Below are 22,144 nucleotides of genomic sequence, written 5' to 3' on the forward strand. Positions count from 1 at the left end.
GGGACAGCCGCCCCTGTCCACCGGGAAGTTCGCCGCCGGGAAAGCGTGCGCGTCCCGCCCGGCCGGTACGGCCCGCGCCCGCTCCGCGGTGAGGAGTGCGGACTCGTCAGCGGACCCAGGGCGGCACGAGCCGGTCGCTCCCCCGGGGAGCGAGATCGCACGCGTCGGGGGCGGAGACGCCCCCGGGGTTGTAGACCTCGCATCCGGCCGGCGCGACCACGATCGCGCTGAAGCCCGACTGCGTGCCGGCGTGCACCTGACGGCCCACGTTGGCGGGCAGGACGACGGTGTCGCCCGTCGCGGCGGCGAAAGTCTCGTCGCCGAGCTCGACGGTCGCCCCGCCCGACAGGAAGGTCCACACCTGCTCTCCGTCGCAGGCGTGGTAGGGGCCGCTGTTGCCCGCGGGCATGTCCACTCGCCACACGGCCTGGGTCGCGCCTCCCTGCGTGGGCGAGGCGAGGGTGGTCATGACGCCGTTGGGGGTGGTGCTCCTGCGGCTGTCCGCGGAACGGATGACGGGCATGGGTGACTCCTTGATGTGAGAGAGGGAGCCCGGGCGCGGAGCCGGGCGGCCGACGGCGCGGCGGGCCGGGCCGGGGGCCAGAAGAGCCGGGGACGGGATGAAGGGACGGGGTCAGGCGATCCAGGGCGGCACGCCGTGCACGGTGCCGTCGGGCAGGATGGCCCTGGCTCCGGCGGGGGCCGTGACGACGGCGGTGAAGCCCTCACCGGCGCCCGCGGTGACGCGGCGCGGGGTCGAGGGCGGCATGACCACGGTGTCCCCGGGCGCGACCGTGAACGTCTCGCCGCCGAGTTCGACGGTGGCGGCGCCGCCGAGGAACGTCCACACCTGCTCGGCGTCGAAGTCGTGCAGCGGCCCGCTCGTCCCGGGGATCGCCTCGACGCGCCACACGGCCCGCGTGGCGTCGCCGAGGGTGGGTGAGGCGAAGGTGGTCATGACCCCGGCGGGGGTCTCGGATCTGCGGCATTGGGCATGACGGATGACAGGCATCGCCGGCGTCTCCTAAGATAGACAACGTCGTTGTCGTTAATAGTGAACCTGGTTGTCTATCTGTGTCAAACGACCCGCCCGGCTTCGAGCTGCCCCTGCGGCTCTTCCTGGGCTTTCGCGTCCTGATCGACGAACTGCACGCCGAGCTCGCCCGTCAGGGGCACCCGCATGCCCGTCCCATGCACGGGTTCGTCATGCAGGCGATCGGCACCGAGGGCACCACCGCGGTTGAGCTGGGCCGCACGCTGGGCGTCAGCAAGCAGGCGGCGGGCAAGACCATCGAGGCGCTGGAGCGCCTCGGCTACGTGGAGCGCGCCCGCGACCCCCGCGACACGCGCCGCAAGATCGTGCGGCTCACGCCGTCGGGGACGGACATGCTGGTGCGCTCGGCCCGGATCTTCGACGACCTGCGGGCGCGCTGGGCCGCCGTCATCGGCGACGAGCGGCTCAGGGAGCTGGAGACCGACCTGAGGAAGGTGACGCCGCCCGACGTCTTCCGCCTCGACGTGCCCGGCTGGTTCGGCGCCTGACCCGGTCCCGGTGTGAGGTCAGGCGCGGCGGCGGGGCAGGGCGAGGGAGGCGGCCGCGCCGAGCACGCACAGCCCGCAGGTGATCAGGAAGATCTCGGTGTACTCCGCGTGCAGCGCCGCCTGGACCTTCGCCGTGTAATCCGCGAGCCTGCGGGCGTACTCGGCCGCGTCCACCCCGAACGGCAGCGGCGTGTCGAGGTGCGCGGTGAGCGACTGGAAGCGGTGGAAGCCCCAGGCCGACAGCGCGGCCACGCCCAGCAGCATGCCCATCATCCTGGCCACCACGACCGCCGCCGACGCCACGCCGTGCTGCGCCGCCGAGACCAGGCGCAGCACCGCCGACGAGACCGGGGCGATCACCACCCCGAGGCCGAGGCCGGCCACCACGAGGTCGACGTCCATCCGCACGCCGGCGGAGGCCAGGTCGAGCGGCCACCGGGAGATCATCCAGTAGCCCGCGGCGGCCACCGCCATCCCCGCCACGGCCACCGGGCGCTCGCCGAACCGCCGCACCAGGAGCCCGCCGAGGAACGCCGCGACCGCCAGTGCGGCGAGGAACCGGGTGAGCACCAGGGCGCCGCCCACCGCGTCCCTGGCGAGCAGCGTCTGCGCGGCGAGTTGCACGTCGACCAGCGTGACCAGCAGCGCCGCACCGGCCAGCAGGCTCACCGCCAGCGTGGCGAGCAGCGGCGTCCGGCGCACGCCCGTCAGGTCGAGCAGCCGGACCGGTGAGCGGATCTCCCACAGCACGAACGACACGGCCGCGATCGCCCCGGCGACCACGCACGGCAGTCCCCACGGCGGCAGCACGGCTGTGCCGGGGGAGGGGTTGTAGAGTCCGGCGACCAGCAGGCCGAGCGCCAGCGCGAGCAGGACGCCGCCGCCCGCGTCCGTCTTCGCCGTGCTCACCTCGCCGGAGCGCCGGCCGTACGGCTCGCGTCCGGCGGGGACGGCCACCTGCACGGCCACGGCGGCCAGCAGCGCGAGCGGGAGATTGACCCAGAAGATCCCGCGCCATCCGGCGACCGCGGCCAGGCCCGCGCCGTACAACGGGCCGAGCACGCTGCCGAGCTCCTGCGCCGCGCCGACCGCGCCGAGCGCCACCGGCCGGGCGCGCTCGTCCCACAGGTCGCCGATGAGGGCCATGGTGATCGGCAGCAGCGCGCCGCCCGCGACGCCTTGGAGCGTACGGCCCGCGACCAGCGCCGGGACGCTCGCCGCCAGGGCGGTGACGAGGGAGCCGGCGGCGAACCCGGCCAGGCACGCGTGGATCAGCGCGCGCCTGCCGTACCGGTCGGACAGGCGGCCGAGCAGCGGCATCGCCGCGACGTAGCCGAGCAGGAACCCGGTCACGACCGGGGTCGCCCGCTCCAGGTGGTTCAGCGGCACGCCGACGTCGGCGGCCACGTCCACGAGCACGGTGACGACCACGTACGCGTCGAGCGCGGCGAGCAGCACGGCGGCTCCGCCGACGCCGAGCGCGAGCCTCCGGCGAGGCGTGGCCGGCCCGCCGGTCGTCCCGGCCGCCGCCGTCTGCCCGGTGGTGTCCGTCACGACGCGGGAGGCTCGATGGTCACGGGGGCGTCGTAGTCGCCCAGGCTCACGTCCACGGAGCCCCCGGTGAGCGGCAGGTCGAGCTTGAGCAACCGGCCGGTGGCCTTGTCGACCCAGACCGTGCCGGTGACGTTCTGCTGGACGCCGGGGACCAGCGTCGCCAGCACCTTCTGCGACAGCGCGGCCGTCACCCGGTAGGCGGCGGCGTCGCCGACCTTCTCCTCGGCCTGCGGCCGGACGTCCTGTGCCGTGGACAGCAGGTCGGGTACGCCGGTCAGCACGGCGGAGGGGTCGTAGAGGGCCGTGAGCTGCTGCCGGGTCATCGTCTGGAAGCCGCCGGTGGGGCCCTTGAAGTAGACCTTGTCGCCGACGAGCACGAACTCGATCTCCTGCAGCCCGAGGACCTCGATCTGCAGCGTGCCCTTGGCGTCGCCCTCCCGGGTGAGGCTGCCCTCGGCGTGCCGCACCGGTACGGCGGGCTTGTCCTTGGTCTCGATGGTGAAGGCGACCGTCTTGACCGTCCGCATGGCGTCGGCCGAGCGCTTCAGCAAGGCCGGACCGTCCGGCAGAGCCGGCTCGCTTTTCGCGCTGCAGGCGGTCGTGAGCAGCAGGCCGGCCACGACGAGCCCCAGGATTGTTCGCACAGCCGGATCGTAGCGAGCGCGTGGGGGCGGCACGCGCACGCCGCGGGAATCGGTTTGGCGTGATCTGTCAGGGGCAGTCGGGACCGGTGCTCATCCCGCGCCGTCCGCCGCCGTGCGGCGCCCTTTCACCGGGCGCCGCGCACCGCCTGGAGGTGGTCCACGATCGGCGCGTAGATCTGCTCCAGGGCGGACAACTGCTCGGAGGTCATCAGATCGATGAAGTGCCGGCGGACGCTCGCCACGTGGTCCGGCGCCACCCGCTGGATCTTCTCCCAGCCCTGGTCGGTCAGCACGGCGAACGTGCCGCGCCGGTCGTCCTCGCAGTCCTGCCGGATCACGAGGCCCGCGGCCTCCATCCGGGAGATCTGGTGAGACAGCCGGCTGCGCGACTGGATCGTGGCGTCGGCCAGCTCGCTCATGCGCATGCGGCGGCCGGGGCTCTCGGAGAGGTTGACGAGGATCTCGTAGTCGTTCAGCGACAGCCCGGTGCCCTGCAACTCCCGGTCGAGCTGAAGGAAGAGCAGGCGATGGGCGGCCAGATGTGCCCGCCAGGCGCGTTGCTCCTGCGGGGTGAGCCAAAGGGGGGCGTCCATGACGACCAGCATAAGATCAGTTCTACGGACGGAGCGGAATGCCTGACAGCGAGAACGGTGAGAGCCTCGGCACCGTCGTGATCGCGGGCGCGGCCAACCTCGCGATCGCGCTGGCCAAGCTCGTGGCCGGCCTGATGAGCTCCTCCTCGGCGATGCTGTCGGAGGCCGCCCACTCGGCGGCCGACACGGCCACCGAGGTCGTGCTGTTCGCCGCGATCCGGCACGGCGAACGCCCCGCGGACTCCCGTCATCCACTTGGTCACGGGCGGGCCGCCTACCTGTGGGCGATCGTGGCGGCCTGCTTCACGCTCGTCGTGGGAGCGGGGTTCTCTCTCACGCACGGATGGCACACGATCACCGCGGGGGAGAACCTGGGCGACATCGGTGTGTCGTACCTCGTGCTCGCGGTCTCCTTCGGGATCGAGTCGATCTCCCTGTGGCGGGCTGTGCGGCAGCTTCGCGGCGAGGCCCGGCGCTGGCGGGTGAGCCCCGGGCGGCTGCTCCAGCGCACCTCCGACACCGTGCTCAAGGCCGTCGTGCTGGAGGACTCCGCCGCGCTGATCGGCATCGCGACGGCCGGCGTCGGCCTGCTGCTGTCGCAGCTCACCGGCTCGGCCGTGTGGGACGGTGTCGCGTCGATCGTCATCGGGCTGCTGCTGCTCGGCGTGGCGCTGACCCTGATCAGGAACAACGCCTCGCTGCTCATCGGCCAGGCGGCGCCGCGCGGACTGCAGGAGAAGATCCACGGCGAGCTCGCCGCCCAGCCGGAGGTCGAGGCCGTCGTCGAGCTGGTCACCGTCATGCTGGGCCCCGGCCAGGTCATGGTCGCGGCGAAGATCGACTTCCGCGACGAGACGTCGGGGCAGCGGCTGGAACTCGCCTCCGACCAGGTGGAGCGCCGGCTCACCGAGCGGTTCCCTGAAATCCGGCAGGTCTTCCTCGACCCCACCCCGGGCCGGTCGGCCGTCAGGGAGGGGTGACCCGGCGAGCCCGCTCGCTCACCCCGACAGGGCGGCCATCCACGACTCGACCTCGTCGGGCCGGCGGGGCAGCGCGGCCGACATCAGCCGCGCGCCGTCGGCCGTGATCACGAGGTCGTCCTCGATGCGGACGCCGATTCCGCGCAGCTCCGGCGGCAGCGTCAGGTCGTCGGGCTGAAGGTAGAGCCCCGGCTCCACGGTCAGCACCTGGCCCTCCTCGAGCACGCCGTCGAGGTAGGTCTCCGCCCGCGCCCTGGCGCAGTCGTGCACGTCCAGGCCCAGCATGTGGCCGCTGCTGCACAGGGTGTAGCGCCGATGCAGGCCCGCGTCCGCCTGCGCCCGCGTCAGCACGCCCCACTCGCGCAGCCCGTCGGAGATGACGCGCATCGCGGTCTCGTGGAACTCGCGGAAGCGCGCCCCCGGCCGCAGCACGGCGATGGCGGCCGTCTGCGCCTCGTAGACCAGCTCGTACACCTGCCGCTGTACCGGGCTGAACCGTCCCGACAGCGGCAGCGTCCGGGTGACGTCGGCGGTGTACAGGTTGTCGCCCTCGACCCCGGCGTCCAGCAGGAGCAACTCGGCGGGGTCGAGCCGCCCGTCGTTGCGGATCCAGTGCAGCACGCAGGCATGCGCCCCGGAGGCCACGATGGACTGGTAGCCCACCGCGTTGCCCTCCAGCCGGGAGCGCAGACCGAAGACGCCCTCGACGTACCGCTCGCCGCGCGGATGCGAGAGGGCCGCCGGCAGCGCGCGTACGACGTCCTCGAACCCGCGCGCGGTCGCGTCCACCGCCTGCTGCAGCTCGGCGATCTCCCACTCGTCCTTGACCAGCCGCAGCTCCGACAACACCGCGGCCAGCTCGGCGTCGCGATCGTCCCCGGCGGGGGAGACGAGCGCGTCGACCGCGGCGTCCACCCCGCGCAGCACGCGTGCCGGTCCGCTCAGCGCGGCCGGCAGCGTGTCGATGTGCGCGCACTCGATCTGGTACGCCGCCTCTGCCTCGGCGAGGTCGAACCGGCGGCCCACCCAGAACTCGCCGTACCGCCGGTCGCGGTAGAACTCCTGCGACTCGGCGCGGGACGGGCGGGGGCGCAGGAACAGCCGCGCCTCGCCCGACGGCTCGATGACCAGGACGTCGTCGGGCTGCTGGCCGCCGGTCAGGTACGCGAACGCGCTGTGCGTACGGAACCGGTGATCGTCGTCGTTGCTACGGGCCCGCAGCGTGCCCGAGGGGATGACGAGCCGCTCACCGGGGAGGCGTTCGGCGAGCCGCGCGCGCCGCTTGGCCGCGTACGCGGCGACCGGCAGGGGCGCCACGTCCGCGCGCGTGCCGGCCCACCCGTCGCGCATGAATTCCGCGAGCGCGTCGGAGATCGGGAGGTCATGGCTCCCGGTGTTGAGCTTCTCGGCCATCGGCGTGCCCCCAGGGTGAGGTGATATCAGGGTGCGGTGGATCAGGGTGCGGTGGATCAGGGTGCGGTGATATTTCGCCATCGTAGGGGTGGGAACCCTTGACGAGGTAAGAGGACCGCTGTTGCCTGGGGAAACGGGATTCGCCGCTCCGGCCGGCCGGCGGGAGCGGAAGCGGGGGACATCCCCCCGGGTGCCCCTGAGAGGCGGTGTCGATGCTCATCGGGACGATTTTGCAGAGTAAGGGAACAGGTGTGGCGACCGTTCCTCCGCACGCCACGGTGTCCGAGCTTCTGGCCCGGCTGGCGGAGCTCAACATCGGCGCGGTCGTGGTCTCGGAGGACGGCCTGTCCATCGACGGCATCGTGTCGGAGCGTGACGTCGTGCGGAGGCTGCACGAGCACGGCGCCGCGCTGCTCGCCATGCCCGTCTCGTCGATCATGACCGCGGAGGTGCGCACCTGCGGTCCGGACGCCAACGTCGACGACCTGCGCCGCACCATGACCAACCACAGGATCAGGCACGTGCCCGTGGTCCGCGACGGCCGCCTGGCCGGCATCGTCAGCATCGGCGACGTCGTCAAGACCTCCATCCAGGAGCTGGAGAGCGAAAAAGAGGCTCTGGTCGGCTACATCAACGGCTGACAGGAGCCCTGGCCGGACCGGACGTACGCCCTGGCACTCCGGCAGAACGTCAATGGCGCGCTTGCGGCGCGACCAGGTGACTCGCAGGCCGGAGTCCGTCCCTCCATACGCGTTGTGCGATACACACTCGTTGTGTAATGATGTTGTGTAAGCGGTGTGTATCGGAGGTTGGCATTCGTGCGTATGAACATCTCGGTTCCCGAAGAGCTGGCCGAGCAGGTCAGGGCTTACGACCTGCCCATTTCGGGCATCTGTCAGGACGCTCTCGGGGAGGCCGTCCGGCGCGCGCGGCTCGAGGAGAAGGTCATGGACGGCATCGAGGCGGTCGCCGAACGCCTCCAGGCCACCATGCCGGAGATCATGCGCAAGAAGTACGAACAGGGCTATGACGTGGGCGTCCGGTGGGCCAAGAAGGAGGCGTCGGTCTACCAGCTGAAACTGGTGGCGGGAGAGGTCCCGAACGCGCGCTGGCAGAGCGACGAGACGATCGTGGAGCTCACGTGTGACCCCTACATAGGGGAGGACCCGGACGGTTACGAGCTGGAGAGGGCGTACGAGCGCGGTGTCCTCGAAGGTGCGAGCGAGGTCTGGTCCGCCGCGCGCCCTCTGCTGAAGTGGAACGTTTAGCGGCGCCGGCGCGGTACTCCGCAGTCCATGGTTCCCCCGCCAAGTCTTCCCTGGAGTGTTGTGGTCGTGAATGCGAGCACGAGTCTTGTCCTGCACCACGTCGACCGGCCTGACATCGCGCTGACCGCGTTTCTGGTGTACCGGACGGGAGACCCGTACTTCGTACGGCTTCTTGTTCCGGGGAGCCCCTCCGTCGACGTCGCCAGGACGGTCCTCGTGGAGGGCGCCAATCTGCCGGTGGAGTCCGCCTCGCTCCATCTCCTTCCGTCCGACGACCCGGACTGGCTCCTCGCCACCGTCCATCCGAGTTCCCCGGACGCGCTGTCCCTGTGGCTTCCGCGTCATCCACTCGGGGCGTTCCTCGCGGAGACGATCGCCCTGGTGCCTCCGGGCCGTGAGGGCGAGCACATCGATTGGGACCGTGAGTTCGCTGCTCTCGTCTCCGGCTTCCCGGGCGACGAGGGAGGAGACGAACGCGGGTATTAGGGGCTCGGCCCGTTCGCCGCGAAGGGGGAGTTCGGCGGTTCTCCGTCTGTCCCGCACGGATCGGGGCGACCTAGACTCGGTCGCGTGAAGCTGAAGCTGGATCTCCACGACATCTACAACAAGGGCAGCGAGATCGACAAGGCGCTGCACGGCATCATCCAGGAGGCCGTACGCAAGAAGGCGACCCAGGTGGAGATCATCCCCGGCAAGGGGTCCGGCCAGCTCAAGAAAAAGGTGCTGCGGTTCCTGGAGCAGAAGGAGATCAAGGCCCTCTACCACCGGATCGACAAGGACGCCAAGAACCACGGCCGTCTGTTCGTCTACTTCCAGTGGAAGTAAGGGCACCTCGCGTCTGCCAGCGTGAAGCGGCAACTTCGCCAGGGCCTCCGCGGTGCCGATGCCCGCGACCTCTTGCACGTTCAGACGCAGTACGCCGAGTTCTGCGGGTGGTCGTCCCACGACGCCGGCGACTTCCGTTCCGCGCAGTACTGGACAGACCGCGCGCTTGAATGGTCTTACGCCATCGGCCATCCAGAGACCACGACGTACATCCTGCTGGAGCGGGCGAGCCCGAGCAGGCCGCGAAGGTCGGCGCGGAGGCTCTCAGCATCGCGGCGGCCACCGGATCAGCCCAGATCATGACCGAACTGACGCGCTTGGACAGGCAACTTGAGCGCTGGCAGAAGGTGCCGGCAGTGGCCGAGTTCCGCCAGGCCTTCGACGGCCTCGTCGCCCACCAGGCTTAGATTCCCCCAGCTCCATAGGACAGAATCACGCCATGCCGCACCCCTATGTGGTCTTGAGCTGTGCCATGTCCGTCGACGGCTACATCGACGACACAACCCCCGCACGGCTCCTACTCTCCAACGCCGCCGACTTCGACCGAGTGGACGAAGTACGAGCCAACACCGATGCGATCCTCATCGGCGCAACCACCATGCGCCGTGACAACCCGCGCCTACTGGTCGACTCCGAGGAACGACGTGCCCAGCGAGTCTCCCGAGGGCTTCCGGCCTACCCCCTCAAGGTGACGATCACAGCCAGCGGCGACCTGAGCCGTGATCTCAAGTTCTGGCACCACGGCGGGGAAAAGGTCGTCTACTGCCCCGACACCGCAGCGACCAAGGTCCGCGAAACGCTCGACGATCTCGCGGACGTAGTGAGCACCGGCCCCACTGTCGACCTTGGCGTGATGCTCGACGACCTGGGGGAGCGAGGCGTTCGGCATCTCATGGTCGAGGGCGGCGGCACGATCCACACGCAGTTCCTTACTCAGGGCCTGGCCGACGAGATACACCTAGCCGTCGCTCCCATCTTCGTCGGCGACTCGGCAGCCCCAAGGTTCGTCAGCGCCGGCAAGTTCCCCGGAGGCTCTGCCCATAGGATGAAGGTTGCCGAGGTCCGCTCCATCGGCGACGTCGTTTTGATTCGCTACCTTCCAAAGGAAGCATCGGGGGATTCCACATCATGAGTGCGGTTACTCCGAGCGATCGCCAGTGGCTCATGGCCGCTATCGAGCTTGCTCGAAAGTGCCCGCCATCGACGACCGCATTTTCGGTTGGTGCGATCGTTGTGGACGGCGAAGGCAGGGAGGTTTCTCGCGGATACTCTCGGGAGACAGATCCGCACGTGCATGCGGAGGAAGCAGCCCTCGCCAAGCTCAACATGATGGATGGGCCTGACCTTACGGGTGCGACGATATACAGCACCTTGGAGCCCTGCTCCGAACGCCGATCGCGACCGCGCACATGTACTCAGCTCATCATCGAGGCGGGCATCCCCCGAGTTGTCATCGCATGGCGTGAGCCGAGCCTGTTTGTCGCTGACTGCCAAGGGGTTGAACTCCTCGCGGGCAACGGCATCGAAGTGCTCGAAGTGCTCGATCTGGCCGCTGCTGCCGGCGCCGTAGGCATGCCGAGTCAAATTGCAACAGGAGGCGGTTGAATTCTGGAGTCAGCTTCGAATGCATATGACAACAGATGTTCTATCTGCCACCACTACCCCAAAGGTCCCTCTGGGTGCTCACATCAGGAGATTGAAGCCTCGACTGAAAAAGAGGTGCCCACTTTCAAGCGTGCTGACTATCCTGCAATTGACGAGATTCGGGCGATGGCGAATATGGGAAGTCGGCGGCGGCCAACTATAGGACGAAGTTGTGAAGAACGATCGCAGGGTGCGCCACCTCGTCGATGGCGACACTAGGTGGCTCTGGTCTGTACGCCAGAAGCTCGACAGGAACCGGTATGAGAACTGCCGTCTAATCCTGTCGCTCTGGCGGGAGGACTCACGCTCCCGCCTGTCGATGGTCTTCCGGCCCGGCCCGGACAGGATCATTTCCAACACCTACTTCGAGGCCGGCACCGTGGTAGCGCTCCCCGAACAGAACTGGTTGAACCTCTACGAGCCTAAGACCGTCCGCCGCCTCCTCCAGATTGCAGCGGCGCGCGGAGAGTTGCCCACGGGGCCCGGTACAAAGGAACTGGACGGGTGGCGCCTCTTTGACGCTTTGATGGCTGCTCAGCACGCCATGGCTTGAGGACCCGACTTCTGTCAGCCAAGTACAGCAACCGAGCCGCACAATCCCTTACATCGACAGGTGCCCCTCAGTTCCGTTCTGGTTCCGTCCGGGGCGGTAAAACGCCAAAAGTCAATGGAAGACGTCAGGATTGCCGCAGGCCAGAACGGCGGCCGATCACTTCCAATGGAAGTGAAGGCGCCTCGCCTCTACCAGGGGTGGACGCGGAACTCGAGCACTGGCGGAAGGAGCCGGTAGTGGCTGAGTTACGCCAGACCTGACTGTCTGGGGCCGGATCGGATGCCCGGCCTGCGTTCAGCCGCTCAGCAGTGAAAGGCCCTGCCACCAGGCGTACAGCGGCTGCGGGGCCGGAGCCTCGGCTGTGACGGCCACGGACCGGCCTTTGTATGTCCAGGACATGGCGTAGTAGGGCCCGTTGATGGTGCAGAGCAGCTTGCCCCTGACCCATGTGCCCTTGTACTCGGCCCCGGTCGCGCAGTTGCCTCCCCGGCCATCGTGCAGAGCCCACCAATACGACTCCACCCACGTCTCGGCGTCGGTGTCGCTGCGGAACAGCACGATCATCGGGTCGTGAACCGGACCCGGCCGGACGGCCGTGCAGTCGAGAGCGGCCACCGCGTCGGCCGGAGGACGAGCGGCAGGCCGGCAGTTCCTCACGTCCGCCGAGCCGAGCATCGCCTCCAGCCGGCACTCGCCCGGCGTCATGACGCACGCCGACCCCGTCGGCTCGGTCGGCGGGTCCTCCTCGGCCGTCGGCTCGGTCGGCCGGTCCTTTTCGGCCGTCGGCTTCGTGTGTGTGCTGGAACGAGAGCGGGACGACGGGGCCGCCGATCCGGTAACCGGAATCGAGGAGGTCACCGTCACTGTCACCGTCGGTGTCGGTGACGCCGACGTCATCCCTGATCCAGGTTCTCCATCCGGCCGAAGTGCGACAAGAGCGACGATCAACCCGGCAATGCCCGCCAGGGCGCTCACCATCTCCCAGTGGACGCGATTGAGCCAGGAGGTCCGGGCGCGCTGGGGCGGTCGTGAAGGGCCCTTCGATCCGGGGGCCGAGGAGCCGATCGAAGTCACGTCCGACCTCCTGTCTCGTGAAACCCCCGACGTGAACAGGAGGACCAGTCCCTGGTTGCCGACTTCTCCACATCGCGATTGAGAGCCGTAGGTGGCCTTGTCGACCGCGACATCGGCCACTCTCGCCGGCAGGTCGAGGCTCCTTCGTCGGGTGGCGGGGGTTCCGAGTGTTCGTCAATGTTCTCCCGGACGCGAGCGCGTCGCCTGGGAAACGTGGAGAAGCCGTCACCGCAAGGTCCGTCGCATGACAAGAACGACCATCACCGCAGCCGGGATGACGTGAAGATCTCGGACGAGCGGAGCGAGGTGATCGAGCGGGGGCGCCGCAGACGACCGCCCCGTTGGTCTCCCTGAGTGCCTCCCGCAGCGACTCGTGCGGGCAGGGAGGCCTCACAGGTGCCGCGTCGACGCGAGGCACGGACGCAATTCCCGGCCTTCGGCTTCAGGTCGGGAAGCGCGTCAAAGCACGTAGCCGGCGATCATGTGGCTGAGGCGGATGACGTCGGAGTTGCCCTTGAACTCGAAACGGACCTTGCCCAGGCCGCTGAACCAGAGCTCCAGTTCGGAGTCGAGGTCGAAGTTTCCGGCGGTCTCGACCGACCATGCCTGGACCTTGCTGTAGGGCAGGGAGGAGAAGTCGCGCTTCTTGCCGGTCAAGCCCTGGACGTTGACCGCGATGATGCGCTTGTCGGTGAAGACGACGAAGTCCCGGACCGTTTTGTAGGAGGAGACGATCTGTTCGCCGTGGAGCAGGAGAGGTGCCACGGCCGGGCCGACCTCTTGTGGGTGGCACGGATTCAGCTTGAAGAGGGAGCCGTTGTTGAAGTCGATCATTTGACGAGCTTAGCTGCGCAAAGGACAGGTATGCCGGTTATGGTTCCGACGGGACGAATCAGCCGATGAGGAGCACACTGATGATCAGGTTCCGCTTCGTGCTGACACCCCTGGGCAGGGTTGCTCCATGGGGTGATGAGGATCGGAGCCTGCACTGGTTCGGGCTGACCGATGGCTGGTACTGGATCGAACTGGCCGGTCACGAGTTGTTGCGCCACATGCAGGAAGCACCCGGGCAGACCCCCTATGTCGACTACTACCTGGCTCGCCTATGGGAAGACCCCATCGAGCTGACACCGGCCGTCCTCGAAGCGGTGCCGGCCGATCTCCTCGATTTCGTCGCCGCGGACCCCGACTCCTGGGAGCCGGTGGAGAGCGATGCGGCGTCGACCGCCGCGGTCTGGCACGGCGGACACACCTTGGATCTCGGTTACCTCCGGCAACCGCCCCGCATCAGGGCGTGGCGTACCGTCAGGGACGATCTCGACGTGGTGACGGTGACGTGGCGGAACGACGACGACGGCGATGTCCGGTTCACGGCTCCTCCATCCGGTCAGGTCGTCATTCCATCCGAGTCGTTCCTCGCCGCCGTCCGGCGCTTCCATCATGACCTCATGACCGCCATGGGACGGAGAATCAGGGCGTTGGAGAGGACCGGGGCGCCGAACGGCATTCCACTTGATCTGGAGCAATTGCGCGCCGAGCACGCCGATCGAATGACGTGGTTGGCGCGAGCCCTGCGGGATGCGCCGGAAACCGACTGGACAGCCGTCCGCGCCGGAGTGACAGAGCTTCACCAGGGCGTGGCGGTGCAGGAATGACCGGGAGTCGACGCGCTGTTCGACGGTGGCCACGTCGCCGACGCGGCCGCCGCTAGTCGTCGTCGCTCGACGTCTGAAGCTCTTCGTACGTCTTTCCGCATCGCTCGACGGGGTCGTCGGGCGCGCACAGCAGCACCCGGAGATGGAAGTCGACCGTGTGCCGACGGCCGGCGGAGGTGTAGGTGATGCGGACGCCCTCGGCCCCCGCGCTGTCGTCGCGGGTCTTCCCGTACTGCAGGGCGAGCTCGGTGTGGGGGTCGTTCTCGTCGCAGACCGTGGTGACGGCGGGGCTGCGGGCGGGGAAGCCCAGCTCGGTCAGCGGCTTTTCGGCGTTGCCGAGCCCCGGGCCGGCATGCGGACGGGACGAGAACGCCTGGATCACGATGTCGTTGTAGGGCCGGATCGGCTCGACCTTGGTGATGGTGGCGGAACCGGGCCGGTCCAGGCACATGTTCCAGCCGCCCAGAGAGTACGGCCGGTGGGCGAGCGTGTCCGGCAGCATGACGATCGCGGCGGGCCCGTCCGAGTAGGAGGTTCCGTTGACGATCAGATGGGGATCGAAAGTCCCGCAGCCGGAGATCACGGCGGGGACCACTGCCATCGGCAGGATCACACGGGTCAGACGACGCATGACGAGAACCGATACCCCCGAGTCTCGGCGGTATGCCCGCCCACCCCCGGCTGAGCCGTCGATGCCTGCGGGGGAGGGGGTCATGGACCGGGAGCCACCCGGGACGACCACATGCGCGCTTCCTCCTCCGGCAGCACCCGGTCGAGCGTGATCGACGGCCGCATCATCGGATAGGTGCGGCCGATGTTCCACGTATGGCGGTGCGACGGCTCGTCCAGGACCAGCACGCGGTGCCCGTCGAGCAGCGGCTCGTCGTCGAGTACGGCCAGGAGCCTCGGCAGGCACCACAGGTCAGGGCGGTCCTCCTCTGTGGCGGCGACCGCCGCGGCGAGTCGCGGGCGCCGGGAGAGGTCCGCGCGGATGGCCGCCGACCGCTGGAGCACGGTGGTCGCGGCCGCGCTCCAGTCCTCGGCGAGCGCCCAGCCGGCGGCCAGGTCGAGGGCGCGGGCGAAGGGCAGCCGGCGGCCGAGTCCGAACCGTCCCGGCAGTCCTAAGGGGCCGGAGAGCACGCGCGCCGCGCCGAGGACCACCCGATCCTGCGGACCGGGTTCCGGGAGGCGCCGGTCGGTGACCGCGCGCCAGGCGCGGGCGAACTCGGCGGAGTGCTCCAGCGCGTCGCACAGTCCCACGACCACGGGGTCGACCAGCGGGGCGGGATCGGCTCCGTTCTCGACCATCGCGCCGCTCATCACGGACAGCCGCGCGCCGAGTCCGGGAGGCAGCCGGTCGAACAGGCCGCACAGGCGGACGAGGAGGGCGTTCGCGATGGGCGCGTCCGATTCCTCTGTCCTCTCCCACAGGTCCTGTAGGGTCGCCAGGAAGCGGGGGGCGTCCTCCGCCTCCGCGGCACGGTAGAGGTCGTCGCACCGTTGATCGAGTACGTGATCGAGCACCGCACGATGCTGGGACAGGGCGAAACTCAGCGGTTGGCGATCACCGACATTTCGGAGAGGGCGGGTTCCTCGCGGACGGCATCGTCGGCGCCTCCAGTGCGGGGTGCCTGGCCCGTGAGACGGCAGGCGAGACAGTCGCCGTGGCCCGTCATCGGGTCCTTCACCCGCCAGTCCCACTGCTCCGGAGGCCGGGGGCCGCTGGGCTTGCCCCAGCCCGCGAGGTGGAGCGCCCAGGTGACCAGGCCGCCCAGGGCGATCACGCCGAGACCGAGCCAGACGCCGGGGAGCGAGGCGGCGCACATCGCCACCCCCACCGTCGCGCAGCCGCACAGCACGACGACGCAGCCGGTCCAGCCCGCGACAGTGTGCCCGAGATCGACGTCATCGTGAATGCCGCTCATGATTCTCCTTGACGGCGAGATACTTATCTCATGAACTAAACATCTTAGATACTAAGGAGATTGGGGATGGACGGCAAGCCGCGCCCGGAGGCGACACCCGAGCAGGCACTGGCCGGCATGGATCAGTTGATCGCGCTCAGCCTGGTCGGGCAGCACGACATCGCCCAGCGGCTCGGGCTGAACGTCACCGACGTCACCTGTCTGGGCTTCATCCTGGCGGCGGGAGACGATCCGATCAGCGCGGGCGCGCTCGCCGAGCAGGCCGGCCTGACCACGGGCGCGGTGACCGGCGTGCTGAACCGCCTCGAACGGGCCGGGTACGCGCACCGGCAACCGGACCCCGCCGACCGCCGCCGGGTGCGCGTCGTCGCCGACGAAGCCGCGTTCACCACCGCCGCGGCCGTCTACGAGCCCTTCTACCGGCGGTTGAACGACCTGTTCGCCGACTACACGCCCGCGGAGATCGCCGTGCTGTCCGACTGGTTCAGCCGCGCGGGCGATCTCATGCGGACCTATCTGGAGGAGATCCGGCGCGACCAGCTCGCCGGCACGCCCCGCACCCGGCGTACGCGGAGCCGCTGACGCGGCCGGCCGGCTCCTCCACGGGCTTCGGCGGACGACGGTCGCAGGGGCTCAGCGCTCGTCGACGACCCGGCCGTCCAGGGCGGTGGCGTCCTTGGTCAGGGCCATGGTCAGCGGCGCCTCAGGGAAGGTGGGCAGCGCGGCGAGCGCCGCGCCCATCTGCTCGCCGCTCTCCCAGTGCCAGGTGTCGGTGTAGGTGCCGTCCTGCAGCTGGACCAGCACGGTGCGGGTGAGGCCGGGGTGCCCCTCCCTGACGGTCGCGATCAGCGAGCTCCTGCGGGCCAGGAACTCCTCCAGGTCGGCCTCGGCGACGGAGTAGCGGTGTGAGCGGACGGCGGACATGCCGGTTTCTCCTTCTGCACGTTGAGGGGTAGGGCTCACCAGCTGCCGGCGATCTGCCTGATCGGGGCGTTGAGCCGGTTGAAGAGGTTGGTGACGGCGGTCATCAGCAGGATCGAGGCCAGCTGCTTCTCGTCGAAGTGGTCGGCGGCGTTGTCCCAGACCTCGTCGGAGACGGCGTCGGCGCGGTCGGCCAGCCGGGTCGAAGCCTCCGCCAGCGCCAGGGCGGCCCGCTCGGCGTCGGTGTAGTACGGGGTCTCGCGCCAGGCGCCGACCAGGCCGATGCGCTCGTCGCTCTCGCCGAGCTTGCGCAGGTTCTTGAGTCCGGCGTCGACGCAGAAGCCGCACCCGTTGATCTGGCTGACCCGCAGGTGGATCATCTCCATGAGCTCCTGGGGGAGGCCCTGCGACTGGGCCGCCTTCATCAGCTCCATGATCGGCTGCATCGCGGCGGGAATGATCGTGGCGGGGTTCTTCATCCGGGCTTCCATCGTGTTTCCTCCGTCTCGGCTCCCGAGAGAGCCGTCTCTGTTCGGGTGAGATCAGACTGGCGGCCCGGATTGATACATTCGCTATGCGCGCACGATGCAGGGGTTATGGGGGGACGATGCTGGGCTTCACCCTTCTCGGCCCCGTCCAGGTGACGGTCGACGGCGCGCCTCTGACGGGTATCGCCCCACGTCATCGGGCTGTCCTGGCCTACCTTCTGCTGAACGCCGGCCGGGTGATCGGGATCGAGCGGCTGATCGAGGCGATGTGGGGCTACGAGCGGCCCGACACCGCCCGATCGCAGATCCATGCCTCGATCACCGCGATCCGCAAGGTGCTGCGCGCCGCGGGAGCCGTACGGCTCCTCGAGACGCGCGCCGGCGGCTACCTCGTGCAGCCGGAGCCCGGACAGGTCGACGCGCAGGAGTTCGTCGAGCTGGTGGCCGCCGGCGAGCTGCGCAGGGCCCTGGACCTGTGGAGCGGCGAGGCGCTGGAGGACGTGTACGCGCACTACGTCGCCGGCGTCCGCGAGCTCTGGAACGACCGGCGTCTGTCGGCGTACGAGCGCCTGGTGGAGGGCGAGCTCGCCGCCGGGCGGCACGGCGATCTGCTCGACGAGCTCGCCGTCCAGGTGGCCGCCAACCCGCTCCGCGAGAAGCTCAACGGCCATCTCGTCCTGGCCCTGCACAGGGCGGGACGGCAGCCCGACGCCCTGGCCGCCGCGCGCGCCTACCGTACGGCTCTCGCCGACGAACAGGGCCTCGACCCCGGACACGCCTTCACGGAACTGGAGCGGGCGGTCCTGGCGGATGACCCGGCCCTGCGCCCGGCCGCCGCGGCGCCGGTGGTCTCCGGCCCGCCGCGCCGCTCCACCTTCCTTCCCTACGACATCCCCGATTTCTCCGGGCGGGCCGCCGAGCTGGAGCGGCTCGCCGACGGCCATCGCGTTCCGGCGGTCGTCACGATCGACGGCATGGCGGGGATCGGCAAGACCACGCTCGCCGTCCACGTGGCCCACCGGCTGGCCGCCCGCTATCCGGACGGCCGGCTCTTCATCGACCTGCGGGCCCACACCGCGGGCCGGGAGCCGCTCGACGCCGCCGCCGCGCTGGAGGCGCTCCTCCGCCAGCTCGGGGTGCCCGCCGGCCGCATCCCGGTCGCCCTGGCCGAGCGGAGCGCCATGTGGCGCGCCGAACTGGCCGATCGGCGCGTGCTCGCCGTGCTGGACAACGCGCGCGACGCGGAGCACGTGCGCCCCCTGCTGCCGGGGCACTCCGACACCCTCGTTCTGATCACCAGCAGACGGCGGCTCGTGGACCTGGACGGCGCCCAGGCGCTGTCGGTCGACGTGCTGGACGAGGCGGACGCCGCCGAGCTGTTCGAGCGGATCGTGGGCGAACGCGCCCGCCACGAGCCGGAGGCCGTACACGAGGTGCTGCGCCTGTGCGGGCGTCTCCCGCTCGCCCTGAGGATCTGCGCCGCCCGCCTCCAGCACCGCCCGCGCTGGACCGTGTCCTATCTGGCCGGCCGCCTGCGGGACCATCGCCGGCTCCTGGACGGGGTGTCGGCGGCCTTCGCCCTCTCCTACGCGCAACTCCACGAGGCGGAGCAGCGCATGTTCCGCCTGCTCGGGCTGGTGCCCGGCCGCGACATCGACGCCTGCGGCGCGGCCGCGCTGGCGGGGATTCCGGAGGACGAGGCGGAGGAGCTCCTCGAAGGCCTCCTCGACGCCCACATGCTCCTGCAGCTCGAACCGGGCCGATACACCTTCCACGACCTGCTCCGCGAGCACGCCCGCTCGCTCGCCGAGGACGACGGCGCCCTCATGCGGCTGCTCGGCTACTACCTGCACCGCTCCCGTGCGGCGATGGACCGGCTCTTCCCTTACACGGTGAGCCAGCGGGAGGGCATCCCCCAGCCGGCCGCCCCGATCGCGCCCGTCCGCGACGCCGCCGAGGCGATCGCCTGGCTCGACGCCGAGCGCTCCAACATCATCGCGACGGCCGTCCACGGGCCCGAGATCTGCCTCGGCATGCTGGCCCTGGCGATGCGCCCCTACCTCGACCTGCAGGCGCACCACGACGACGCGCTCACGCTGCACAGCCTGGCGCTCCGGCGCAGCCGCATGCTCGGCGACCGCGAGGTCGAGGCGCGAGCGCTCACCGACCTGGCGTGGACCTACTGGCGGCTCGGCGAGTACGAGCGGGCGCAGGAGCATGCCCACCAGGCCCTCGACGTGTGCGAGGAGGCCGGCGAGCGGGCCAGGGCGCTGCTCACCCTGGGGAACGTCGCCCTGCGCCTCGGCCGGGACACGCAGGCGGAGCGCCATCTCAAGCAGGCGCTCGACCTCACCCGCATCGGCGCCGACGCCTGGGGCGAGGCCAACGTGCTCGCCATCCTCGCCCTCGTCCTCGACCGGGACGGCCGTACGGAGGAGGCCCGGCGCGATCTCGACCTGGCGCTGGCGCTCCACCGCAAACTGGGCAACCCGGCCGGAGAGGCGGTGGTCCTCGATCACCTCGGCGTCGTCCTGCGGCACCAGGGCGAGCTCGCGCGGGCACGCACCCGCCACGAGCAGGCCGCGGCCGTCCACCGCACGCTCGGCAACACCGCCGACGAGGCGGCCGCGCTCAACGGGCTGGCCGAGGCGGCGGGCGATCCGTCCCGCGCGGCCGAGGAGCACACGGCCGCGCTCGCGCTCGCCGATCTGGCGCGCAGCCGGCCGGAGCAGGCGCGTGCGCACTACGGGCTGGCACGCGCCCACCTCGCGCTCGGGCGGGCGGAGCGGGCCCACGAGCACGGGGGGCTGGCTCTCGGCCTCTACGAGGAGCTCGGTGTTCCGGAGGCCGAGGAGGTCCGCGACTTCCTGAAGCGCGCCGTCGGGCCGGAAGGCGGGCCCGGATTCACCTCGTGAGGTCGTGACCGGTGCTGCCGCAGGACGGCTCCCTCATAGCTTGCGTACGTGCCACGCCTCCTCCGCCGCCGCCAGCACACCGTCCAAAGAGGCCCCGCCGCCCGCCGCGACGACCGCGGAGACGGCCCCCTCCACGAACGGCACGTCGGCGATCACGATCTCGCCGGGGGACTCCAGCAGCCGGGCGGTGAGCACGGAGCTGCCGAGGTCGGGGATCAGTACGACGCCGTCCCCCCGGTCCACCTCCTCGATGGCGGCGGTCACCCGGTCGGGGCTCGTGCCGAGGCCGCCGTCCTCGGTGCCTCCCGCCGCCGACAGCGGCACCTGCGCGCCGCCGATCTGCCTGGCCAGCGCGGCCACCTCGGCGGCCAGGCCGCTGCTGTGCGAAATGAGTACGATGCCAACCATTCGCCATCCCTGAAGTCGTTCGGCAGCGGACACGCCGGTGTGCACCGGGCTCCGTTTCTCACGGCCCGGCCCCGGCTCGGGGTCATACGGAGGCGGCGGCTCTCAGCGCGCCGAGGATGAGCGCCGTCGAGGCGGCTCCGGGGTCTTCGTGGCCGACGCTGCGCGGCCCCAGGTAGCTGGCCCGCCCCTTGCGCGCCTGCAGCGGGATCGTCGCTTCGGCCCCCTGCCCGGCCGCGGCGGCGGCCGCCTCCAGCGCCTCCTCCTGCCTCAGCCCGTCCCGTACGGCCTGCGCCAGCGCCTTCGCGGCCGGGGCGAGGGCGTCGACCATGGTCTTGTCGCCTTCGGCGGCGCCGAGACGCCGGACCCCGGCCAGGGCCGCGTCCAGGCCCGCGCTCAGCTCGGCCGGCGAGATCTCGGCGGCCTCGCCGAACGCCTTGCCCATCTCGCGGAAGGCGGTGCCGTACAGGGGGCCGGAGGCGCCGCCGACCTTGCGGATCAGCGTGGAGCCGACGAGGACGAGGAGCGCGCCGGGGGTCTGCGGGGAGGCGCCGGCCAGCGCCTCCCGCACCGCGGTGAACCCGCGGTCGAGGTTGGCGCCGTGGTCGGCGTCGCCTATCGCGGCGTCGAGCTGGGTGAGGTGGTCGCGCCGCGCCCGCACGGCGGCGGCGATCTCGTCGATCCAGGAGGCGAAGAACCGGCTGTTCACCAGGGGACTCCAGAGTTTCCGATGTGCGGTCAGCGGCCCCAGCGCAGCGCGGGTGTCTCCACCGGCGCGTCCCATAGCCGGGTGAGCTCGCCGGTCAGCGAGCACGTCGTCACCGAGAAGCCTTGCATGTCGAGGCTGGTCACGTAGTTGCCGACGAGGCTGCGTACGGCCGTCGCGCCCTTCTCCCGCAGATACGCCTCCACTTCGGCGAAGACGACGTACAGCTCGATGAGCGGCGTGCCGCCCATGCCGTTGACCATGACGAGCGTCTCGCCGGACAGTGGCAGGTCGGCGTCGATCGCGTCCATCGCGGTGCGCACGATCTCGCGGGCCTCGCGCAGCGGGGCCCGGGTGCGGCCGGGCTCCCCGTGGATGCCGACGCCGAGCTCGATCTCCGTGTCGCCCAGCTCGAAGGTGGGCTTGCCCGCGGCCGGCACCGTGCAGGGCGTCAGCGCCACCCCGAACGAGCGGCTGCGCTCGTTGACCTCCCGGGCGACCCGCGCCACCTCGGCCAGGGGCGCGCCGGTCTCGGCCAGCGCGCCGGCGATCTTCTCGACGAACACCGTGGCCCCCGTGCCCCGGCGGCCCGCTGTGAACAGGGAGTCCCGCACCGCCACGTCGTCGTTGACGAGCACGGTCGCCACCTCGACGCCCTCGTCGCCGCCGAGCTCGGCGGCCATCTCGAAGTTCAGCACGTCGCCGGTGTAGTTCTTCACGACGTGCAGCACGCCCGCGCCGCCGTCCACCCCCTTGGTGGCCTCGATGAGCTGGTCGGGGACGGGGGAGGTGAAGACCTCGCCGGGGCAGGCCGCGTCGAGCATGCCGTAACCGACAAACCCGCCGTGCAGCGGTTCGTGTCCCGAACCTCCGCCGGAGACCAGGCCGACCTTGCCCGGTCTGGGAGCGTCCGCGCGGAAGACGACCCTGTTGTCGACGTCCACGCGGAGCGAGGGGTGCGCCGCGGCGATGCCGCGCAGCGCGTCGGTGACGAGGCTGTCGGCACTGTTGATGAGCTTCTTCACGATGCGCTCCCTAC

General features: G+C 70.4%; 29 protein-coding genes. 13 read left to right on the forward strand and 16 right to left on the reverse strand.

The genetic code is table 11. The annotated features are described in order from the left end of the window. Positions 1 to 106: 106 nt before the first annotated feature. Together ACQPZZ_RS15675 and ACQPZZ_RS15680 are read right to left on the reverse strand one after the other, a co-directional pair. Entirely contained in the window at positions 107 to 523 is a 417-nt protein-coding gene (locus ACQPZZ_RS15675; protein ID WP_432932712.1) for a cupin domain-containing protein, read from the reverse strand. Positions 524 to 634: 111 nt separating this feature from the next. Then, positions 635 to 1,012 carry a cupin domain-containing protein gene (locus ACQPZZ_RS15680; RefSeq protein WP_363636489.1) on the reverse strand — a complete coding sequence of 126 codons (378 nt, stop codon included), beginning with the start codon at positions 1,010 to 1,012 and terminating at the stop codon, positions 635 to 637. A gap of 62 nt (positions 1,013 to 1,074) precedes the next feature. Here ACQPZZ_RS15680 and ACQPZZ_RS15685 point away from each other — a divergent pair, with 62 nt between their 5' ends. Then, positions 1,075 to 1,542 (forward strand): MarR family winged helix-turn-helix transcriptional regulator, encoded by a 468-nt coding sequence (locus ACQPZZ_RS15685; protein ID WP_432932715.1) that lies wholly within the window; start codon positions 1,075 to 1,077, stop codon positions 1,540 to 1,542. Positions 1,543 to 1,560: 18 nt separating this feature from the next. Here ACQPZZ_RS15685 and ACQPZZ_RS15690 read toward each other — a convergent pair whose 3' ends face one another. The 3 genes from ACQPZZ_RS15690 to ACQPZZ_RS15700 form a co-directional block, all read right to left on the reverse strand. Next, a complete protein-coding gene (locus ACQPZZ_RS15690; RefSeq protein WP_432932717.1) occupies positions 1,561 to 3,096 on the reverse strand; it encodes an MFS transporter in 1,536 nt (511 codons plus the stop codon). Beyond that, complete coding sequence (locus ACQPZZ_RS15695) at positions 3,093 to 3,740, reverse strand: LppX_LprAFG lipoprotein (RefSeq protein ID WP_432932719.1); 648 nt, start codon at positions 3,738 to 3,740, stop codon at positions 3,093 to 3,095. The genes ACQPZZ_RS15690 and ACQPZZ_RS15695 overlap by 4 nt, the downstream gene beginning before the upstream one ends. Before the next feature lie 125 nt (positions 3,741 to 3,865). Further along, positions 3,866 to 4,333: a MarR family winged helix-turn-helix transcriptional regulator gene (locus ACQPZZ_RS15700; RefSeq protein ID WP_363636480.1), complete on the reverse strand. Its 468-nt coding sequence runs from the start codon at positions 4,331 to 4,333 to the stop codon at positions 3,866 to 3,868. 38 nt (positions 4,334 to 4,371) lie between these two features. Between ACQPZZ_RS15700 and ACQPZZ_RS15705 the strand changes: the two genes are divergently transcribed. Continuing rightward, the gene (locus ACQPZZ_RS15705; protein ID WP_363636478.1) at positions 4,372 to 5,313 is read left to right on the forward strand and encodes a cation diffusion facilitator family transporter; all 942 of its coding nucleotides are present in this window, start codon (positions 4,372 to 4,374) and stop codon (positions 5,311 to 5,313) included. Between the two features lie 18 nt (positions 5,314 to 5,331). Here the strand turns inward: ACQPZZ_RS15705 and ACQPZZ_RS15710 are convergent, their stop codons facing one another. After that, positions 5,332 to 6,807, reverse strand: coding sequence for an aminopeptidase P family protein (locus tag ACQPZZ_RS15710; RefSeq protein ID WP_432932721.1), 1,476 nt, complete (start codon positions 6,805 to 6,807; stop codon positions 5,332 to 5,334). Between the two features lie 131 nt (positions 6,808 to 6,938). Here ACQPZZ_RS15710 and ACQPZZ_RS15715 point away from each other — a divergent pair, with 131 nt between their 5' ends. The 7 genes from ACQPZZ_RS15715 (at position 6,939) to ACQPZZ_RS15745 (ending at position 11,016) form a co-directional block, all read left to right on the forward strand. Next, entirely contained in the window at positions 6,939 to 7,367 is a 429-nt protein-coding gene (locus ACQPZZ_RS15715; RefSeq protein WP_432932723.1) for a CBS domain-containing protein, read from the forward strand. Positions 7,368 to 7,550: 183 nt separating this feature from the next. After that, a complete protein-coding gene (locus ACQPZZ_RS15720) occupies positions 7,551 to 7,994 on the forward strand; it encodes a type II toxin-antitoxin system CcdA family antitoxin (protein ID WP_432934411.1) in 444 nt (147 codons plus the stop codon). Positions 7,995 to 8,060: 66 nt separating this feature from the next. After that, positions 8,061 to 8,480, forward strand: coding sequence for an SsgA family sporulation/cell division regulator (locus tag ACQPZZ_RS15725; protein WP_432932725.1), 420 nt, complete (start codon positions 8,061 to 8,063; stop codon positions 8,478 to 8,480). Between the two features lie 84 nt (positions 8,481 to 8,564). Next, entirely contained in the window at positions 8,565 to 8,819 is a 255-nt protein-coding gene (locus ACQPZZ_RS15730) for a Smr/MutS family protein (RefSeq protein WP_346227803.1), read from the forward strand. A 439-nt stretch (positions 8,820 to 9,258) separates the two neighbouring features. After that, positions 9,259 to 9,951 carry a RibD family protein gene (locus ACQPZZ_RS15735; RefSeq protein ID WP_432932727.1) on the forward strand — a complete coding sequence of 231 codons (693 nt, stop codon included), beginning with the start codon at positions 9,259 to 9,261 and terminating at the stop codon, positions 9,949 to 9,951. Then, positions 9,948 to 10,424 carry a deaminase gene (locus ACQPZZ_RS15740; RefSeq protein ID WP_432932729.1) on the forward strand — a complete coding sequence of 159 codons (477 nt, stop codon included), beginning with the start codon at positions 9,948 to 9,950 and terminating at the stop codon, positions 10,422 to 10,424. The genes ACQPZZ_RS15735 and ACQPZZ_RS15740 overlap by 4 nt, the downstream gene beginning before the upstream one ends. Before the next feature lie 211 nt (positions 10,425 to 10,635). Further along, positions 10,636 to 11,016 carry a hypothetical protein gene (locus ACQPZZ_RS15745; RefSeq protein ID WP_432932731.1) on the forward strand — a complete coding sequence of 127 codons (381 nt, stop codon included), beginning with the start codon at positions 10,636 to 10,638 and terminating at the stop codon, positions 11,014 to 11,016. A 294-nt stretch (positions 11,017 to 11,310) separates the two neighbouring features. Here the strand turns inward: ACQPZZ_RS15745 and ACQPZZ_RS15750 are convergent, their stop codons facing one another. Beyond that, entirely contained in the window at positions 11,311 to 11,721 is a 411-nt protein-coding gene (locus tag ACQPZZ_RS15750; protein ID WP_432932733.1) for a hypothetical protein, read from the reverse strand. On the opposite strand from ACQPZZ_RS15750, the gene ACQPZZ_RS15755 reads away from it, so the two are divergent. After that, positions 11,720 to 12,172 carry a hypothetical protein gene (locus ACQPZZ_RS15755; RefSeq protein WP_432932735.1) on the forward strand — a complete coding sequence of 151 codons (453 nt, stop codon included), beginning with the start codon at positions 11,720 to 11,722 and terminating at the stop codon, positions 12,170 to 12,172. The genes ACQPZZ_RS15750 and ACQPZZ_RS15755 overlap by 2 nt on opposite strands. Positions 12,173 to 12,549: 377 nt before the next feature. Here the strand turns inward: ACQPZZ_RS15755 and ACQPZZ_RS15760 are convergent, their stop codons facing one another. Beyond that, positions 12,550 to 12,924, reverse strand: coding sequence for a PH domain-containing protein (locus ACQPZZ_RS15760; protein ID WP_363636466.1), 375 nt, complete (start codon positions 12,922 to 12,924; stop codon positions 12,550 to 12,552). An 80-nt stretch (positions 12,925 to 13,004) separates the two neighbouring features. On the opposite strand from ACQPZZ_RS15760, the gene ACQPZZ_RS15765 reads away from it, so the two are divergent. After that, entirely contained in the window at positions 13,005 to 13,745 is a 741-nt protein-coding gene (locus ACQPZZ_RS15765; protein WP_432932737.1) for a DUF5984 family protein, read from the forward strand. A gap of 52 nt (positions 13,746 to 13,797) precedes the next feature. On the opposite strand, the gene ACQPZZ_RS15770 is transcribed toward ACQPZZ_RS15765, so the two are convergent. The 3 genes from ACQPZZ_RS15770 to ACQPZZ_RS15780 form a co-directional block, all read right to left on the reverse strand. Next, positions 13,798 to 14,346 carry a hypothetical protein gene (locus tag ACQPZZ_RS15770; protein WP_432932739.1) on the reverse strand — a complete coding sequence of 183 codons (549 nt, stop codon included), beginning with the start codon at positions 14,344 to 14,346 and terminating at the stop codon, positions 13,798 to 13,800. A 110-nt stretch (positions 14,347 to 14,456) separates the two neighbouring features. Beyond that, complete coding sequence (locus tag ACQPZZ_RS15775) at positions 14,457 to 15,269, reverse strand: hypothetical protein (RefSeq protein WP_432932740.1); 813 nt, start codon at positions 15,267 to 15,269, stop codon at positions 14,457 to 14,459. Positions 15,270 to 15,295: 26 nt separating this feature from the next. Then, positions 15,296 to 15,670 (reverse strand): HGxxPAAW family protein, encoded by a 375-nt coding sequence (locus ACQPZZ_RS15780; protein WP_432932742.1) that lies wholly within the window; start codon positions 15,668 to 15,670, stop codon positions 15,296 to 15,298. Positions 15,671 to 15,736: 66 nt separating this feature from the next. On the opposite strand from ACQPZZ_RS15780, the gene ACQPZZ_RS15785 reads away from it, so the two are divergent. Then, positions 15,737 to 16,252: a MarR family winged helix-turn-helix transcriptional regulator gene (locus ACQPZZ_RS15785; protein WP_432932744.1), complete on the forward strand. Its 516-nt coding sequence runs from the start codon at positions 15,737 to 15,739 to the stop codon at positions 16,250 to 16,252. Between the two features lie 51 nt (positions 16,253 to 16,303). Here the strand turns inward: ACQPZZ_RS15785 and ACQPZZ_RS15790 are convergent, their stop codons facing one another. Continuing rightward, positions 16,304 to 16,594 carry a hypothetical protein gene (locus tag ACQPZZ_RS15790; protein ID WP_432932745.1) on the reverse strand — a complete coding sequence of 97 codons (291 nt, stop codon included), beginning with the start codon at positions 16,592 to 16,594 and terminating at the stop codon, positions 16,304 to 16,306. A 35-nt stretch (positions 16,595 to 16,629) separates the two neighbouring features. Continuing rightward, positions 16,630 to 17,082 (reverse strand): carboxymuconolactone decarboxylase family protein, encoded by a 453-nt coding sequence (locus ACQPZZ_RS15795; RefSeq protein ID WP_432932747.1) that lies wholly within the window; start codon positions 17,080 to 17,082, stop codon positions 16,630 to 16,632. 116 nt (positions 17,083 to 17,198) lie between these two features. Here ACQPZZ_RS15795 and ACQPZZ_RS15800 point away from each other — a divergent pair, with 116 nt between their 5' ends. Then, positions 17,199 to 19,994 (forward strand): BTAD domain-containing putative transcriptional regulator, encoded by a 2,796-nt coding sequence (locus tag ACQPZZ_RS15800; protein ID WP_432932749.1) that lies wholly within the window; start codon positions 17,199 to 17,201, stop codon positions 19,992 to 19,994. A gap of 33 nt (positions 19,995 to 20,027) precedes the next feature. On the opposite strand, the gene dhaM is transcribed toward ACQPZZ_RS15800, so the two are convergent. The 3 genes from dhaM to dhaK form a co-directional block, all read right to left on the reverse strand. Beyond that, positions 20,028 to 20,402 carry a dihydroxyacetone kinase phosphoryl donor subunit DhaM gene (gene dhaM, locus ACQPZZ_RS15805; protein WP_363636450.1) on the reverse strand — a complete coding sequence of 125 codons (375 nt, stop codon included), beginning with the start codon at positions 20,400 to 20,402 and terminating at the stop codon, positions 20,028 to 20,030. 82 nt (positions 20,403 to 20,484) lie between these two features. Continuing rightward, positions 20,485 to 21,108 (reverse strand): dihydroxyacetone kinase subunit DhaL, encoded by a 624-nt coding sequence (gene dhaL / locus ACQPZZ_RS15810; RefSeq protein WP_432932751.1) that lies wholly within the window; start codon positions 21,106 to 21,108, stop codon positions 20,485 to 20,487. Between the two features lie 29 nt (positions 21,109 to 21,137). Further along, positions 21,138 to 22,130 (reverse strand): dihydroxyacetone kinase subunit DhaK, encoded by a 993-nt coding sequence (dhaK, locus tag ACQPZZ_RS15815; RefSeq protein ID WP_432932753.1) that lies wholly within the window; start codon positions 22,128 to 22,130, stop codon positions 21,138 to 21,140. Between the last annotated feature and the right edge of the window lie 14 nt (positions 22,131 to 22,144).

The organism is Microbispora sp. CA-135349 (assembly GCF_050947365.1).
In the GTDB taxonomy this organism is placed as follows: Bacteria; Actinomycetota; Actinomycetes; order Streptosporangiales; family Streptosporangiaceae; genus Microbispora.

Coding starts and splice junctions, on each gene's coding strand:
- ACQPZZ_RS15760 (WP_363636466.1), bottom strand. CDS start 12,924: ATGATCGACTTCAACAACGGCTCCCTCTTCAAGCTGAATCCGTGCCAC.
- dhaM (WP_363636450.1), bottom strand. CDS start 20,402: ATGGTTGGCATCGTACTCATTTCGCACAGCAGCGGCCTGGCCGCCGAG.
- ACQPZZ_RS15765 (WP_432932737.1), top strand. CDS start 13,005: ATGATCAGGTTCCGCTTCGTGCTGACACCCCTGGGCAGGGTTGCTCCA.
- ACQPZZ_RS15800 (WP_432932749.1), top strand. CDS start 17,199: ATGCTGGGCTTCACCCTTCTCGGCCCCGTCCAGGTGACGGTCGACGGC.
- ACQPZZ_RS15680 (WP_363636489.1), bottom strand. CDS start 1,012: ATGCCTGTCATCCGTCATGCCCAATGCCGCAGATCCGAGACCCCCGCC.
- ACQPZZ_RS15795 (WP_432932747.1), bottom strand. CDS start 17,082: ATGGAAGCCCGGATGAAGAACCCCGCCACGATCATTCCCGCCGCGATG.
- ACQPZZ_RS15675 (WP_432932712.1), bottom strand. CDS start 523: ATGCCCGTCATCCGTTCCGCGGACAGCCGCAGGAGCACCACCCCCAAC.
- ACQPZZ_RS15755 (WP_432932735.1), top strand. CDS start 11,720: ATGACGCACGCCGACCCCGTCGGCTCGGTCGGCGGGTCCTCCTCGGCC.
- ACQPZZ_RS15705 (WP_363636478.1), top strand. CDS start 4,372: ATGCCTGACAGCGAGAACGGTGAGAGCCTCGGCACCGTCGTGATCGCG.
- ACQPZZ_RS15720 (WP_432934411.1), top strand. CDS start 7,551: ATGAACATCTCGGTTCCCGAAGAGCTGGCCGAGCAGGTCAGGGCTTAC.
- ACQPZZ_RS15740 (WP_432932729.1), top strand. CDS start 9,948: ATGAGTGCGGTTACTCCGAGCGATCGCCAGTGGCTCATGGCCGCTATC.
- ACQPZZ_RS15780 (WP_432932742.1), bottom strand. CDS start 15,670: ATGAGCGGCATTCACGATGACGTCGATCTCGGGCACACTGTCGCGGGC.
- ACQPZZ_RS15750 (WP_432932733.1), bottom strand. CDS start 11,721: ATGACGCCGGGCGAGTGCCGGCTGGAGGCGATGCTCGGCTCGGCGGAC.
- ACQPZZ_RS15770 (WP_432932739.1), bottom strand. CDS start 14,346: ATGGCAGTGGTCCCCGCCGTGATCTCCGGCTGCGGGACTTTCGATCCC.
- ACQPZZ_RS15790 (WP_432932745.1), bottom strand. CDS start 16,594: ATGTCCGCCGTCCGCTCACACCGCTACTCCGTCGCCGAGGCCGACCTG.
- ACQPZZ_RS15785 (WP_432932744.1), top strand. CDS start 15,737: ATGGACGGCAAGCCGCGCCCGGAGGCGACACCCGAGCAGGCACTGGCC.
- ACQPZZ_RS15735 (WP_432932727.1), top strand. CDS start 9,259: ATGCCGCACCCCTATGTGGTCTTGAGCTGTGCCATGTCCGTCGACGGC.
- ACQPZZ_RS15710 (WP_432932721.1), bottom strand. CDS start 6,807: ATGGCGAAATATCACCGCACCCTGATCCACCGCACCCTGATCCACCGC.
- ACQPZZ_RS15715 (WP_432932723.1), top strand. CDS start 6,939: ATGCTCATCGGGACGATTTTGCAGAGTAAGGGAACAGGTGTGGCGACC.
- ACQPZZ_RS15700 (WP_363636480.1), bottom strand. CDS start 4,333: ATGGACGCCCCCCTTTGGCTCACCCCGCAGGAGCAACGCGCCTGGCGG.